Origin of the sequence: Pseudocitrobacter faecalis, assembly GCF_965231525.1 — a bacterium.
GTDB classification, from domain to species: Bacteria; Pseudomonadota; Gammaproteobacteria; order Enterobacterales; family Enterobacteriaceae; genus Pseudocitrobacter; species Pseudocitrobacter faecalis.
The window spans coordinates 3,268,218-3,283,057 of record NZ_CBDDNJ010000002.1; the positions used below are offsets into that span (position 1 = coordinate 3,268,218).

General features: G+C 54.7%; 13 protein-coding genes. 4 read left to right on the plus strand and 9 right to left on the minus strand.

Annotated features, from left to right (window positions below; all coding sequences use genetic code 11):
• The first annotated feature begins 20 nt into the window (after positions 1 to 20).
• Both ACOXYR_RS16205 and ACOXYR_RS16210 read left to right on the plus strand, forming a co-directional pair.
• On the plus strand, positions 21 to 563 hold the full coding sequence (locus tag ACOXYR_RS16205) for a SadB/YajI family lipoprotein (protein WP_108474813.1): 543 nt from the start codon (positions 21 to 23) through the stop codon (positions 561 to 563).
• A 283-nt stretch (positions 564 to 846) separates the two neighbouring features.
• Positions 847 to 1,701 (plus strand): nucleoside-specific channel-forming protein Tsx, encoded by an 855-nt coding sequence (locus tag ACOXYR_RS16210; RefSeq protein ID WP_108474812.1) that lies wholly within the window; start codon positions 847 to 849, stop codon positions 1,699 to 1,701.
• Between the two features lie 224 nt (positions 1,702 to 1,925).
• On the opposite strand, the gene yajD is transcribed toward ACOXYR_RS16210, so the two are convergent.
• From yajD to queA, 7 genes are all read right to left on the minus strand, one after another.
• Complete coding sequence (gene yajD / locus ACOXYR_RS16215; RefSeq protein WP_108474811.1) at positions 1,926 to 2,270, minus strand: HNH nuclease YajD; 345 nt, start codon at positions 2,268 to 2,270, stop codon at positions 1,926 to 1,928.
• 39 nt (positions 2,271 to 2,309) lie between these two features.
• On the minus strand, positions 2,310 to 3,710 hold the full coding sequence (locus ACOXYR_RS16220; protein ID WP_421355828.1) for a M24 family metallopeptidase: 1,401 nt from the start codon (positions 3,708 to 3,710) through the stop codon (positions 2,310 to 2,312).
• 114 nt (positions 3,711 to 3,824) lie between these two features.
• On the minus strand, positions 3,825 to 4,796 hold the full coding sequence (secF, locus tag ACOXYR_RS16225) for a protein translocase subunit SecF (protein WP_015965612.1): 972 nt from the start codon (positions 4,794 to 4,796) through the stop codon (positions 3,825 to 3,827).
• Positions 4,797 to 4,806: 10 nt separating this feature from the next.
• Entirely contained in the window at positions 4,807 to 6,654 is a 1,848-nt protein-coding gene (secD, locus tag ACOXYR_RS16230; protein WP_421355827.1) for a protein translocase subunit SecD, read from the minus strand.
• A gap of 27 nt (positions 6,655 to 6,681) precedes the next feature.
• Entirely contained in the window at positions 6,682 to 7,014 is a 333-nt protein-coding gene (gene yajC, locus ACOXYR_RS16235; protein WP_108474808.1) for a preprotein translocase subunit YajC, read from the minus strand.
• A 22-nt stretch (positions 7,015 to 7,036) separates the two neighbouring features.
• The gene (tgt, locus tag ACOXYR_RS16240; RefSeq protein ID WP_108474807.1) at positions 7,037 to 8,164 is read right to left on the minus strand and encodes a tRNA guanosine(34) transglycosylase Tgt; all 1,128 of its coding nucleotides are present in this window, start codon (positions 8,162 to 8,164) and stop codon (positions 7,037 to 7,039) included.
• Positions 8,165 to 8,270: 106 nt separating this feature from the next.
• On the minus strand, positions 8,271 to 9,335 hold the full coding sequence (gene queA, locus ACOXYR_RS16245; RefSeq protein WP_108474806.1) for a tRNA preQ1(34) S-adenosylmethionine ribosyltransferase-isomerase QueA: 1,065 nt from the start codon (positions 9,333 to 9,335) through the stop codon (positions 8,271 to 8,273).
• 94 nt (positions 9,336 to 9,429) lie between these two features.
• On the opposite strand from queA, the gene acpH reads away from it, so the two are divergent.
• Entirely contained in the window at positions 9,430 to 10,011 is a 582-nt protein-coding gene (acpH, locus tag ACOXYR_RS16250; protein ID WP_113858773.1) for an ACP phosphodiesterase, read from the plus strand.
• Between the two features lie 140 nt (positions 10,012 to 10,151).
• Entirely contained in the window at positions 10,152 to 10,754 is a 603-nt protein-coding gene (locus ACOXYR_RS16255; protein WP_113858772.1) for a peroxiredoxin, read from the plus strand.
• 45 nt (positions 10,755 to 10,799) lie between these two features.
• Here ACOXYR_RS16255 and ACOXYR_RS16260 read toward each other — a convergent pair whose 3' ends face one another.
• Both ACOXYR_RS16260 and ACOXYR_RS16265 read right to left on the minus strand, forming a co-directional pair.
• Positions 10,800 to 12,164, minus strand: coding sequence for a DUF3999 domain-containing protein (locus ACOXYR_RS16260; protein WP_421355826.1), 1,365 nt, complete (start codon positions 12,162 to 12,164; stop codon positions 10,800 to 10,802).
• A complete protein-coding gene (locus ACOXYR_RS16265; protein ID WP_421355825.1) occupies positions 12,161 to 14,746 on the minus strand; it encodes a DUF2339 domain-containing protein in 2,586 nt (861 codons plus the stop codon). The genes ACOXYR_RS16260 and ACOXYR_RS16265 overlap by 4 nt, the downstream gene beginning before the upstream one ends.
• Between the last annotated feature and the right edge of the window lie 94 nt (positions 14,747 to 14,840).

The window sequence follows — 14,840 nt, forward strand, 5'->3', positions numbered from 1 at the left end:
ACCATAAGGAAACAGACATAATGACAAGACGTTACCTAAGAATTGCCGTACTGGGAAGCCTCTTTAGCCTGACTGCCTGCGCACAGCAAGCCGAGGTTCGTCAGATGCACGAAAGTATCAGTACGCTCAACCAGGAAATGACCAAACTGAACAAGGAAACGGTGAAGATCACCCAGCAGAACGCGCTAAACGCCAAATCTGCCAGCGGTGTTTATATCATTCCGGGTTCCAATACCCCTGCCCTGCTGAAGAGCCAGATAGGTACGCTGCGCATGTCTTTGCGCAACATCGCGCCAAATGCGCAGGGTACAGCGGTGACCCTGCGTATTCAGGGCGAGTCTAACGACGCGCTACCGGCATTCAGCGGTACGGTAGAATACGGGCAGATTCAGGGTACTACCGACAATTTCCAGGAAGTTAACGTGCAGAATCAGCTCATTAACGCGCCAGCCAGTATTCTTGCGCCCAGCGATGTCGATATTCCGCTACAGCTGAATGGCATCACGCCAGATCAACTCGGTTTTGTTCGCGTTCACGATATTCAGCCGGCTACCGTTCAGTAAGTCACGCCTTGCGCCAGACGCACCTGGCGCATTCACTCCCCCCTTTTTTCATTCACTACTTTTCTAATCAGATTGGCAATCATTGATGTGACAGGTACAATCGCCGCCGTTTAATCTACGCAAACGTGAACGCAATCGATTACGTAGATGAAAAATGTGTGACCCGTAACTGATTTTTGTGAGCAATGATTCTTATAATAGGCACGCAGAAATACGAAACATTTTGTAAAGCTTCGACGCTTACTTTCATTCCCATTTGGGATTTTTTATCAGTGGCAAACATATGAAAAAAACATTATTAGCAGCCGGTGCTTTCGTAGCACTCTCCGCGTCTTTCACTGCCAGTGCAGCAGAAAATGACAAACCACAGTATCTTTCCGACTGGTGGCATCAGAGCGTCAACGTGGTAGGGAGTTACCATACCCGTTTCGGGCCGACACTGCGTAACGACACCTATCTGGAATATGAAGCGTTCGCTAAAAAAGACTGGTTTGATTTCTACGGTTACGTCGATGCACCGCGTTTCTTCGGCGGCGACAGCAACTCCCGTGGGATCTGGAACCACGGTTCCCCGCTGTTTATGGAAATCGAGCCACGTTTCTCTATCGACAAGCTGACCAACACCGATCTGAGCTTTGGCCCGTTCAAAGAGTGGTATTTCGCGAATAACTATATCTACGATATGGGTCGCAACAGCGAAGGCCGTCAGAGCACCTGGTATATGGGTCTGGGTACCGATATCGATACTGGACTGCCGATGGGGCTGTCTCTGAACGTGTATGCCAAATATCAGTGGCAGAACTATGGCGCATCCAACGAAAACGAGTGGGATGGCTATCGTTTCAAAATCAAATACTTCGTTCCGATTACTGACCTGTGGGGCGGTAAGCTGAGCTACATCGGCTTTACCAACTTCGACTGGGGTTCAGACCTGGGCGACGATCAGTACCGTACCAGCAACTCTATCGCTTCCAGCCATATTCTGGCGCTGAACTACGATCACTGGCATTACTCGGTCGTTGCGCGTTACTTCCACAACGGTGGTCAGTGGAAAGATGGTGACGAGCCGGTCTGGCAGGCTGAGCCGATTAAATCCAACGGCTTCGGCTGGTACCTGGTGGCGGGTTACAACTTCTAATCAGAAAAAAGCACCGAACGTTCTCAACGTCGGTGCTTGAGACTGATGACAAACGCAACATTGCCTGATGCGCTGCGCTTATCAGGCCTACAACCTTTCTACAGTTTATTGAATTTTCACAATTTTGTAGGCCGGATAAGGCGTTTGCGCCGCATCCGGCAAGAACAACGCGCACGTTGTCAGCTATCTGAAGCACCGAACGCTCCAACGTCGGTGCTTTTTTATTACTTCTTATTCATCATTGCTTTCAGATCGGCGAACGGGTTGTACTTCGCTTCGCCGACGTCTTTCTGGGCGTCTTCCCCGGCAATCACCGTCGTGCCGTATTGATCGGCCTCGGTGTATTTCGAATGTTCGTGATCGTGACAGAACAGGCACAATAGCTCCCAGTTGCTGCCATCTTCCGGGTTATTGGTGTGGTCGTGATCCATGTGATGAACCGTTAACTCACGCAGATTTGAGTAAACAAACTCGCGCGAGCAACGCCCGCAGACCCACGGAAACAGTTTCAGTGCTTTTTCGCGGTAGCCGTTTTCCAGCCTCGCGTAGTTTTTAGGGATGATGGCCATAGTTGCTCAGTTCTTAAATTAAGGATTGCAGATAGTTTATCACTCAGTACACACCAACGCTCGCGTTGGGTCGAGCAACCATGGGCGTAAATACCCCACCGTATTTGAGAACGGCAACACCTCGTCCGGCAGGCTGATACCTAAATGCTCTTTGATGTAATGACGCCGCATTAACACGCGGTTCCAGAGTTCAGGATAGGCCTGTGCGAGTTCGTCTCGCAGCGTTTTATCCGCCAGCGCGATGGTGTCTTCAATACTCGCTCCGGCGTAACCTGCACGCGATGGGATAATGTCGATTTGCAACAGCATACCGCTGCGCAGCGGTGCAGCAGAGTTCGGGCCAATTGGCGAGCACAGCCACTCTTCATCCGCCACCAGATGTCCCGGATTGAGGTGCCAGTGGTATTCAGATTTCGGCAATACCTGTTCAATCAGCGCATACATCTCACCGCCCAACATACCGGGGCGAATGTGGGTGAGCCAGGTCGCAACGGCGCGATAGTAGGGCTTCGCTACCACGTCGAGATAATCTGCCACCTCCGGTGCCAGCTCGCTTTCATCGGCCACCACATACGCGGCGCGGCTGCTCAGACCGCCTTTGTAACTGGTGGTGAGCGAGAACTTATCACCACGTTGTATACGTTTGTCGCCAGGATAAAGATTGGCCTTGGCGAAACGATCGCCGGTTGCAGCAATCATCACCACATTATTCGGCTGCCCTTGTGCTGCCAGCAGTGCGCCAATCTCTTTTTCAGTTTTGCCCAACGCGATGGCGTTCAGTGCATCAAGGATCGCTGTTGAGGCCAGATTTGCGCCGTACTCGTAGTGAGCCAGTTCATTAGCGTTGTTGACCGTGCGCGCACCGTGCTCTGGCGAGATAAATATCCCGGTGGCATGGCACAACGTGGCATCCGGCCCTGCCGCCTGACGAATCGCATCTACGATAAAACACGGGAGATCAAACATTTTCCAGGCGTCATCTTGCGCGCCGGTAAACAGTTTCCAGCCCACCAGCCCATAGTTTTTTCCGGCAACAATCCCGGCATTTTGCAGCACCTCCGGCAGGGATTGTTGATTATCCATCGGCTGGTTAGGCAGAGAAAACCACGGGGCGTGAACTACGCGGTTTTCCAGCCGCGCATGGGCCGCCAGCTTCAGGTTTTCATTGCCGAGCACCAGCACGGCGTCGCCCTCGCTATGCAAAACCAGCAGCGCCTCTTCAAAACGTGGAATAAACCCGGTGAGGTACTCAAAGTTACCGCCATGCTCTTTGTCGGCATATATCACCAACGTGTCCAGCGCGCGGGATGCCATTCCGGCCAGTACTTTGGCTTTACGCTCACGCAGGGTGTCATCGCTTAAAGTAACGGAGGGAAGATGATGCCAGACGGCTGGCTGCGGTACGGTTTGCAGAGAAAGGGATTCAAAAGTGATGGTCACTGGCGTTACTCCATGTCAAAGGCCATCCACGGAGAGTAACGAATATTGGCAGAGCTGTAATAAAAAAAATCCCGGCCTTGCGACCGGGATTCCGATTCTGACGGAAAAGTCGTCTTACGGCAGAATTGACGGTTGATCCGCCCCTTCTTTCTCGACTTTCTGCTGCAGCATGTGCTCGCGCTTCATACCCAGTTTCAGCGCCAGTGCAGACGCAACATAGATAGAAGAAGCCGTACCGATAGAGACACCAATCAGCATGGTCAGTGAGAAGCCTTCCAGTACCGGACCACCAAAGAGGTACAGCATCAGAATAACCACTAATGTCGTACCGGAAGTGATCAACGTACGGTGCAGCGTCTGGGTCAGTGACACGTTAAAGATTTCGTAAGGCGTCCCGCGACGAATTTTGCGGAAGTTTTCACGAATACGGTCAGAAACCACGATGCTATCGTTCAATGAGTAACCGATAACCGACATCAACGATGCCACGATAGTCAGGTCAATCTCGATATGGAATAACGACAGGATCCCAAGCGTAATGATAACGTCGTGCGCCAGTGAGATAACCACGCCCGCCGCCAGTCGCCACTCGAAGCGGAAACCGACATAAACGAGGATGGAGATCAGCGCCACGATCAGCGCCATTGCCCCGGTTTGCGCAAGGTCTGCCCCCACGCTCGGCCCAACGAACTCGATACGTTTCACCGCCGCGTTCTGATTGGTGGATTCGTTAATCACCTTCAGAACCTGGCTCCCCAGCACCTGGCCGCCATTTTCGCCTTCAGTCGGCGGCATACGGACCATGATGTCGTGGCTGCTACCGAAGTTCTGCAGTTGAGGCTCTTCAAAGCCCGCCTTCTGCAGCGCTTCGCGCATCACGTCAATTTCAGCCGGTTTTTCCAGCGTAATTTCGATTACCGTACCACCGGTGAAATCGAGCCCCCAGTTGAAGCCGCGCACGCCCATGATGACGATGGCAGCTACCAACAGCAGGCCAGAGATGCCGAAAGCCCAGTAATCCCAGCGCATAAAGTCATAGACTTTACGTCCATGGTTCAATTGTTCAACAGTATATTCCTGTGCCACAACGCACTCCTCAGATTGACAGCTTGTTGATGCGTTTGCCGCCATACAACAGGTTTACGATGGCACGCGTACCGACAATTGCGGTAAACATCGACGTTGCCACACCGATACCGGTGGTGATAGCAAAGCCTTTGATTGCCCCGGTGCCGACTGCATACAGGATCAGAACTTTAATCAGCGTGGTGATGTTCGCATCAAAGATGGAACTGAATGCGCCCGCATAACCTTCGTTGATTGCCTGCTGCACCGAACGCCCGTTGCTCAACTCTTCTTTGATACGTTCGTTGATCAGTACGTTGGCGTCGACCGCCACCGCAAGGGTTAGCACGATACCCGCAATACCCGGCATACTCAGCGTGGCCCCTGGCAGCAGTGACATGATACCGACGATCAGTACCAGGTTTGCAATCAGTGCGCTGGTCGCGATCAGACCAAATTTCTTGTAGAAGAAAATCATGAACAGGATAGAAACTGCCAGGCCAGCCAGACACGCTTCCAGACCCTGCTTGATGTTCTGCATACCCAGAGTTGGGCCGATGGTACGTTCTTCAACAATCTGAATCGGCGCAATCAGCGCACCGGCACGCAGCAGCAGTGAGAGCTGACGTGCTTCGTTCGGGTTGTTAATACCGGTGATGCGGAAGCTGTTACCCAGACGAGACTGGATGTTAGCGATGTTAATCACCTCTTCCTGTTTCACCAGCACGGCACGACCGTTCGCATCTTTCTTACCGCTGTCTTTGTACTCCACGAAAAGAGTCGCCATCGGTTTACCGATGTTGTCCTTGGTGAAGTTAGACATGGTGTTACCACCTGCGCTATCCAGCGAGATGTTAACCTGCGGTTGGTTGTATTCGTCCTGGCTGGAAGTGGAATCGGTGATATGGTCACCGGTCAGGATCACGCGTTTGTACAGCACAACCGGCTGACCTTCACGGGTCTGTTTCACTTCCGAGTCGCCCGGCACACGGCCAGATGCGGCAGCGGACTGGTCAACGTTAGTATTCACCAGACGGAATTCCAGCGTCGCGGTAGCGCCCAGAATCTCTTTGGCGCGCGCGGTATCCTGAATACCCGGCAGTTCAACGACGATGCGGTCTGCACCCTGACGCTGTACCACAGGCTCAGCCACACCCAGTTGGTTTACACGGTTACGCAGGATGTTGATGTTCTGCTGTACCGCATATTCGCGCGCTTCGCTCAGACGCGCATCGCTCATTATCGCGCGCAGCTGGTTGCTGCCCTGATTAGTGATAACCAGGTCACGATGACGGGAGCTCAGCCAGGTATTCGCCTGATCGCGTGCCGCGCTGTCGCGGAACAGAATCGTCAGACCATAGTTATCTGACTTACGAATATTGGAATACGGAATGTTTTTCTCGCGCAGGTCACTGCGCAGACTGTCGATATTTTGTTCCTGAAGCTTACCGAGCGCCGTGTCCATATCCACTTCCATCAGGAAGTGAACACCACCACGCAGGTCAAGACCCAGCTTCATCGGTTCGGCTTTAATGGCCGCCAACCAACGCGGGGTTGCAGGAGCAAGGTTCAGCGCCACGACGTATTTATCACCCAGCACGGTCAGCAGCGCTTCACGGGCACGCAACTGGACGTCGGTGGAGTCGAAGCGCGCAAGAATAGCGCCCTCTTCCAGTGCCACAGACTTCGCGGTGATTTTTTCTTGTTGTAAAGTATTCTGGACCTGGATCAGCGTTTGCTCACTGGCGGCGACTCCGCGCGCACCAGTGATCTGAACAGCCGGATCCTCACCATACAGGTTGGGAAGTGCGTAAAGCAGGCCGACGATAATCACGACGACCAGCATGATGTACTTCCACAAAGGATAACGGTTTAACACGGCAGTTCCCTTTGGGAAAACAGTAAATTACAGCGCCTTCATGGTGCCTTTCGGCAGAACGGCAGCTACGAAGTCACGTTTGATTACCACTTCAGTGGTGTCGTTCAGCGCGATAGCAATGTAGCCGGATTCAGCTACTTTGGTTACGCGGCCAACCAGACCACCGTTAGTCAGCACTTCATCACCTTTGGCGATGGAGTCCATCAGCTTTTTGTGCTCTTTGGTGCGTTTCTGCTGTGGGCGCAGGATCATGAAGTAGAAAATCAGACCAAACACTACCAGCATCAGAATCAGAGACATCGGGCTGCCCTGTGCTGCGCCACCCGGTGCTGCTATCGCATCAGAAATAAAAAAGCTCATTAAAATTCCCTCATTATTAATATTAATCAACGTTCAAAGCTGGAACTTCGCGCCCCTGACGTTGGTAAAAATCGGTCACGAAGCTCTCTAATTTACCCTCTTCGATAGCCTTGCGTAAACCAGCCATTAAACGCTGATAGTAGCGAAGGTTATGAATCGTGTTGAGACGTGCGCCCAGTATTTCGTTGCAACGGTCTAAATGATGCAAGTACGCACGTGAATAATTGCGACACGTATAGCAATCACACTCAGCGTCGAGTGGGCTGGTATCGCTCTTATGCTTCGCATTACGGATTTTCACCACGCCATCGGTCACGAACAGATGACCATTGCGCGCGTTACGCGTTGGCATAACGCAGTCAAACATATCGATACCACGACGCACGCCTTCAACCAGATCCTCTGGTTTACCGACGCCCATCAGGTAACGCGGTTTGTCAGCAGGAATTTGCGGGCAAACGTGCTCCAGGATGCGGTGCATGTCTGCTTTTGGTTCGCCTACTGCCAGGCCGCCGACAGCGTAGCCATCAAAACCGATATCTACCAGACCTTTAACGGAGATATCACGTAAATCTTCGTAAACGCTGCCCTGAATGATGCCAAACAGGGCGTTTTTGTTGCCAAGGCTGTCAAAACGCTCGCGGCTACGCTTCGCCCAGCGCAGCGACATCTCCATAGAGCGCTTCGCGTAATCCCAGTCTGCCGGGTACGGCGTGCATTCGTCGAAGATCATTACGATGTCGGAACCGAGATCGTACTGAATCTCCATCGATTTTTCCGGATCGAGGAAAATAGGATCGCCGTTGATCGGGTTACGGAAGTGTACGCCCTGTTCGGTTATCTTACGAATATCGCCAAGGCTAAAGACCTGGAAGCCGCCGGAATCGGTGAGAATTGGCCCTTTCCATTGCATGAAGTCATGCAGGTCGCCGTGCAGTTTCATGATTTCCTGACCCGGGCGCAGCCACAGGTGGAAGGTGTTACCGAGGATAATCTGTGCGCCAGTGGCTTCAACTTCCTCCGGCGTCATGCCTTTGACGGTGCCATAGGTACCGACGGGCATAAAAGCAGGCGTTTCCACTACGCCACGATCGAAGACCAGGCGGCCACGGCGTGCGCGTCCGTCGGTGGTGTCCAGTTCAAATTTCACGCTATTCTCCTGCATCAGAGAGACAGTCTGATGGTTAATGTTGCGGGATGAGGTTCACCCCCACCCCGGCCCTCTCCCTGAGAGAGAGGGGAAAAACACGCCCCACTCAGGGACGTTCGTTAATGGCCTGCGGATTGTACGTGATAAACATCGCATCACCGTAACTAAAAAAGCGATATTCCGCTTTTACCGCTTCGTGATAGGCATGCAGGGTGTGTTTATAACCCGCAAACGCGGAAACCAGCATAATCAGCGTCGATTCCGGCAGGTGGAAGTTGGTCACCAGCGCGTCAATCACTTTGTACTGATAGCCCGGATAGATAAAGATCTGCGTATCACCGAAGAACGGTTCAATCAGGTCGTTTTTCGCCGCCTGCGCCGCGCTTTCCAGCGAACGGACGGAGGTGGTTCCTACCGCAATCACGCGGTTACCGCGCGCTTTCGCTGCCAGCACCGCGTCAACCACCTCCTGCGGCACTTCCGCATATTCGGAGTGCATGGTGTGCTCTTCAATGCTCTCAACGCGAACCGGCTGGAAAGTTCCTGCCCCCACGTGCAGCGTCACAAACGCCATATCAATGCCTTTTTCCCGCAATTTAGCCAGCAGCGGCTCGTCGAAGTGCAGGCCAGCAGTGGGGGCCGCGACAGCGCCAGGGCGGCTGCTGTAAACGGTTTGATAAAGTTCGCGGTCGGCGTCTTCATCCGGGCGGTCGATGTACGGCGGCAGCGGCATGTGGCCGATGCTGTTAAGAATATCCAGTACCGGACGCTCATCGTTAAACTGCACTTCAAACAGCGCGTCGTGACGTGCGACCATGGTCGCATTGATGCTTTCGTCATCGCCCAGCAACAGTTCCGCTCCCGGCTTCGGCGCTTTAGAAGCGCGAATATGTGCCAGAATACGATTATCATCGAGCATACGTTCAACCAGCACTTCAATCTTGCCGCCGCTGGCCTTGCGACCGAACAGTCGCGCAGGAATGACGCGGGTATTATTAAAGACCAGAAGATCGCCAGGGTTGAGCTTATCGAGCAGATCGGTGAAAGTACCGTGCGTCAGCGCGCCTGTCGGCCCGTCCAGCGACAGCAAGCGGCAACCGCTGCGCTCAGGCTGTGGATAGTGGGCAATCAGGGATTCAGGTAATTCAAAGGAAAAATCGGCAAGGCGCATGACTCTAAGACTCTGGACTTAATAATGAGGCGGGTAGTCTAGTGCCGGGGCGTTCTCCCTGCAACCCTATCCCCCTCTGGATAGATAATAATCGATGAATTTTTTAGCTCACCTGCATCTTGCGTACCTCGCCGACAGCTCGTTGTCCGGTAATCTGCTGGCTGATTTTGTGCGCGGCAATCCGGATGACCGCTACCCCACCGAGGTCGTCGACGGGATTTACATGCATCGTCGCATTGACGTGCTGACGGATAATTTGCCTGAGGTGAAGGAAGCGCTGGAATGGTTCCGCCCGCAGACGCGGCGCGTCGCGCCCATTACGCTGGATGTCATGTGGGATCATTTCCTCTCGCGCCACTGGTCGCAGCTTTCGCCACAAATGGCGCTGCCGGAGTTCGTCGAGTACGCTCACGAGCAGGTATCGCTGATTCTGCCCGCTTCACCGCCGCGCTTCGTGAATCTGAACGAGTATCTGTGGTCAGAACGCTGGCTGGAGCGCTATCGCGAGATGGAATTTATTCAGCGCGTGCTTAACGGTATGGCCAGCCGACGTCCGAAACTGGACGCCCTGCGCGACTCCTGGCACGATTTAGACCAGCATTATGCGCAACTTGAGAAACAGTTCTGGCAGTTTTACCCGCAGATGATGGCGCAGGCCAAAGCACGCGAGCTTTAACCCTGGCCTGTCAAACATTTGTCTATTAATAGGCAGAACGTTAAATATCGATTGCTGTAGCCTCTTTGAGTCATCGCGGATCACTCTCTATACTGGCACGCGTTGCGTACTACTTACTTTCTATACTCAAAGGAGAACCCATGGTTCTGGTTACTCGTCAGGCACCTGACTTTACCGCTGCGGCAGTGCTCGGTAACGGCGAAATCGTTGAAAACTTTAACTTCAAACAGCACACCAACGGCAAAGCCACCGTGCTGTTCTTCTGGCCAATGGACTTCACCTTTGTCTGCCCGTCTGAACTGATCGCGTTCGATAAACGCTACGAAGAGTTCCAGAAACGCGGTGTAGAAGTGGTCGGTGTGTCCTTTGACTCCGAATTCGTTCACAACGCATGGCGTAACACCCCGGTCGATAAAGGCGGCATCGGTGCAGTGAAATACGCGATGGTTGCTGACATCAAACGCGAAATCCAGAAAGCCTACGGCATCGAGCACCCGGACGCGGGCGTGGCGCTGCGTGGTTCTTTCCTGATCGACGCCAACGGCGTTGTTCGCCACCAGGTCGTTAACGATCTGCCGCTGGGCCGTAACATCGACGAAATGCTGCGTATGGTTGACGCGCTGCAGTTCCACGAAGAGCACGGCGAAGTGTGCCCGGCTCAGTGGGAAAAAGGCAAAGAAGGTATGGCGGCGTCCCCGGACGGCGTAGCAAAATACCTGACCGAAAACGTCTCCAGCCTGTAATCGGCGGATGAAGAAAAGGCTCGCGCAGGCGAGCCTTTTTTGTCTTTAGCGCCGGACTTCTCGCCAGATTCGCCACGCCACTATCAGTAATGCCCCCACGCCCACGATAAGCACCGCCCACACCGCAAGGGCAACCCACAATTTCTGTTGTTCACCGGCACTCACCGCCTGCAACCGCGCCTCACCGCCCAGTTTTACGGCCTCCAGCGGCTGCGCCCAGGGCAGCGTCTCGACATTTTTGCTCGCCGGGAGCGATTCAGGAATGAGCTGGTTCAGACTCAACGCCGCGTTTTCCGCCGCCTTATTTCCCCAGGCCAGCATATAGGGGCCTTTGCCCTGCGCGTTAAAAACCAGCACTTTAGCCTCACGCTCCCCGGTCACCCTCGGCAGCGTCTGCGGCAGATGGGCATCCACCGTGGTGATACGAATGGCCTCAACAACGTTTCCAGAGAGCGGGAACGCCTCCTGTGTTTGATCGTTGACGTTAAACAGCACGCTTTTCGCCAGTGGCCGCCACTCGCTTTTCTCATCGCTTCGCCAGGTGATATCAACCGGTAACACACCTTCATTCATCAGCATGATGGAAAGTGTGCTCAGCGGTTGTGGCCGATCCCATCGCCAGATAGCTTCAGTTGATGTGTTTTTAACGGCCGCCGCTGGCAGCTGAATACGCTCAGTAAGCGGCTCTTGCGGTTGCGCCACGGCCATTACGCTTTTTAACGCCGGCACAGGCGTTTGTGGATCGAGAACCAGCAGCAAGTAGCGCCGACCTTCAGGCGACAATGTCAGTTCGGCGGCCACGGTGTTCATCTTTAATCGATCGCCATCACGGGAAAGATCCATCAACGGCGCATTTTCCTGAACGCGCTGCCAGTGGCTGAGATCCCGGCTGGCGTAAACCGATGCTTTACCCTGCCAGTTTGCGCTCGACGCCGCCCAATCCAGCCGCAACTGCGTCAGACGCAGCGAGGCTTCCCGGCTATCCGGTAAAGTCAGTAAATAGCTCTGGCCAACCGATTTTGCCTCATCGCCCTGAAGATTAATTTCCACGCCATTGGCGGCCTTCAGGCGGATCGTCTGCGGCGCGCTGGCATCCGTCGAGGCGAGCGGCGAGGCCGCTAAAGGAAACAGGCGCAGGGCGACCGAATCCGCTACGGCAGGTGGCGTTGGCTTCGTCATTAACGTAAAGGGAACACGCTCCCCCTGCTGATTAAATACCCGAACGTCCCGCAGATCGGGCCAGGCGCTGTGCTGATAGACCTCTCGAGGTAACGCCACGCGATACCACGGCGATGACGAAGATGTTTCCAGCGTCATTCCCGTGGCGTAGTCTCGCGGGGATTCCGCCGCTATAGCCGAAAAGCTGCCCGTCAGAAGCACGCTGCAAACAATCGCTTTTATCCGTTTCATTTTTGCTCTCCTGCTTTGGGTGGCAACGGCGAGAAATAGCCGACGATAAGTACCAGTATCGCCACACCAATAAACGCCACCGCACGCGCCAGACCACCGCCGCCTGCGCTGTCGACCAGCATCAGTTTGATAATCACCACACCTAATAGCACAGCGCCAGATAACCACATTTTTCGCGATACGCTGCGCGTTGCCCGAATCATGATAACCAGCGCGATAAACATCCAGAACAGCGCAAAGGTGGTCTGGACAAGGCGTGAATGCCAGAGCGCACTGAAGTCCCACGCAATATCGCCATACCATGCCAGCGCGCGCATCAGCATGCCATTCAGCCACCAGAAAGCCAGCCCGGCGAGCAGCAACGCACCGGATGCGCGCCACGCCGACGGCAGATGGCGCCGGACATAACGCTCTGCAACATAAAGCCCAAGCAGCGCAAAAGCCGCCCCCTCCTCCAGAGGATTCATCAACGGCAGATAGAGCTGTCGGTAGACCACGCCGCTTTGTAAGTTGGTCACGACCAGCAAACCGAGCAGCAGGGCCGCCACCGGAGCAATCGCCACGCCGCTGTAAAGTTCCGGCCAACGGCAGAAAGGCCACCAGTCCCGACGAAGCGCGGCATGTACCAGCAAAATGGTTATGCCGCCCGCCGCCATCAGCAGACCGCTCTGCCACCCCTGCATGCCCCACGGCAGTGACTGCACAAACCACACTAGCTCTACGCCAAACGCCAGCATCAACATCCATAACAAGGCGAGATGCAGCCCCTGCGAAAGACGTGCTGGCACTGCGCCGTCATCACGATAAAGCAGCGTGAACGCAGACGGCAGGGCAATCATCCACGCCAGATTATGCCAGCCTGCGGCGAAAATCTGCTGCTGATGAATTTGCTCGGACAGCATTAGCAGCATGGCAGGCCAGAGCAGCCACTGCGCAAAGCCGAGTTCTCCCCATGCCAGACGCTGGCGCATAAAACGCCAGACCCAGGCAGAGAGGGATATCAACGCGAGCAGGACAAATCCTGAGGTTGCGTCCTGGTCAGTAATGAGCTGCGCCGCCCCCGCGAGGGCAATCACCCAAAATGCGACGCCGCCGATTAACAGCGCCAGACTCAGACGCCGTATTTCTTCACGCCACAGCCAGGCGGCGGCGAGCCAGCAAAGGCTGAGCACGGCGAAAATCATCATGATGGAGAGCGGCGTTGTCTCGTCCGCCAGCGCCCAGATGCCGCTGCCCAGCGCCAGTATTAATAGCGCAGTGCCGCTGAAACTCATGCGCCGCTGCTGCTGTTGCATCCCCAGCCACAGCACACCCACGCCTTCCAGTGCCCAGGCCATTGCCGTCCAGCGCGCGGAAAGCGCCAGCGGAATGGCGAGCGTGGTGAATGCACCGCCCAGCGCCAGGGCGGCCAGCACCAGCGTACGTTCCGCAGACGGGAATCGTCGCAGCACCAGCCACGCCAGCGCCAGATAAAACGCACCGTAGCCCAGCGCGCTGATCGCCGGGCCATAAGTCATGTGCTGCGTCATGACGTACTGCATACCAAAGCCAATCAGCGGTGGCGCGAAGAGCAGCACGCCGTCAACCACACGTTTGCCCTTCTCCTGCGATCGCCAGGAGAACAGCACGCTCAGGATGCCGAAAATCAGGATATTGGCGATGAGAAATAGCTGACAGTTAAGCCAATATTCAGGGCGATAATCATTCATGCCCCACAAGCCACCCACCCCAAAGGTGAAAAGCAGCCCTAACAGATTCAGTTCGCGCCAGTGTTGCCGCGCGCTAATCGCCAGAATGCCAATAGACAGAAGCAGGTAGAACGAGAACAGCGCAACGTAGTTACCGCTTCCCGTAGAGAGGAGCACCGGTGCCAGGTAGCCGCCAAGGCTCGCCAGCATTGCCAGGCTCAGGGCATTTTGCAGCACCGCCAGACCAACGCTTGCCGCGCAAATCAACACCAGCAGCGTAAAAGCCAGCGTCATCGGCAGCATTTGCCACAGGCGAAACGCACCAAAAACGGTGAGATAAAGCACGCCCGTCGCGCCACCTTGCAGGATCAACGCATAGACACGCTGCTTATGGCGCAATCGCCAGCCGATAGCCAACAGCACCACCGCGAAAAGCGCCGTCGCCACAAGACGCAGCTCCAGCGGGAACAGCGCGTGCTCGACCGTATAGCGCAACAGGAAAGAGAGCCCAAGGAACAGCAGCAGAATACCCAGCTTAGCCAGTGGGTTACCCTGCATAAACCAGCGGAGCAGCGAGGTGAAGACACCGCCAAATGCCGACGACGTCTCACGCACGGGCAGCGATACCGGTTCTTCTTTTTCAGTGGGCTGCCAGGGATTGACTGCCGCAGGTTGGGAAGGGGCGACGGGAATCACCGGTTCAACCACCGCGACAGGTTTTGGCTCTGGCGCATCAGCGACACCGCGTTGCTCCAGTGCCTCAAGCCGACGACGAAGCAGCGAAATCTCGTAGCGCATGGTGGAAGTACGATTAATGGCGACAATCGCCAGGATGGGCACCACCACCAGCGCGAAGAAAAGTACGATACAGCCAAGGATTACCAGCTCGTCCATGTTTCCACCTTTAGCCAGCACGAATAAACGCAGATTGACACAAAGTGTTGCATTTACGCCATTAATCTTTGCAAAGAGAAAGGATTTTAAAAAG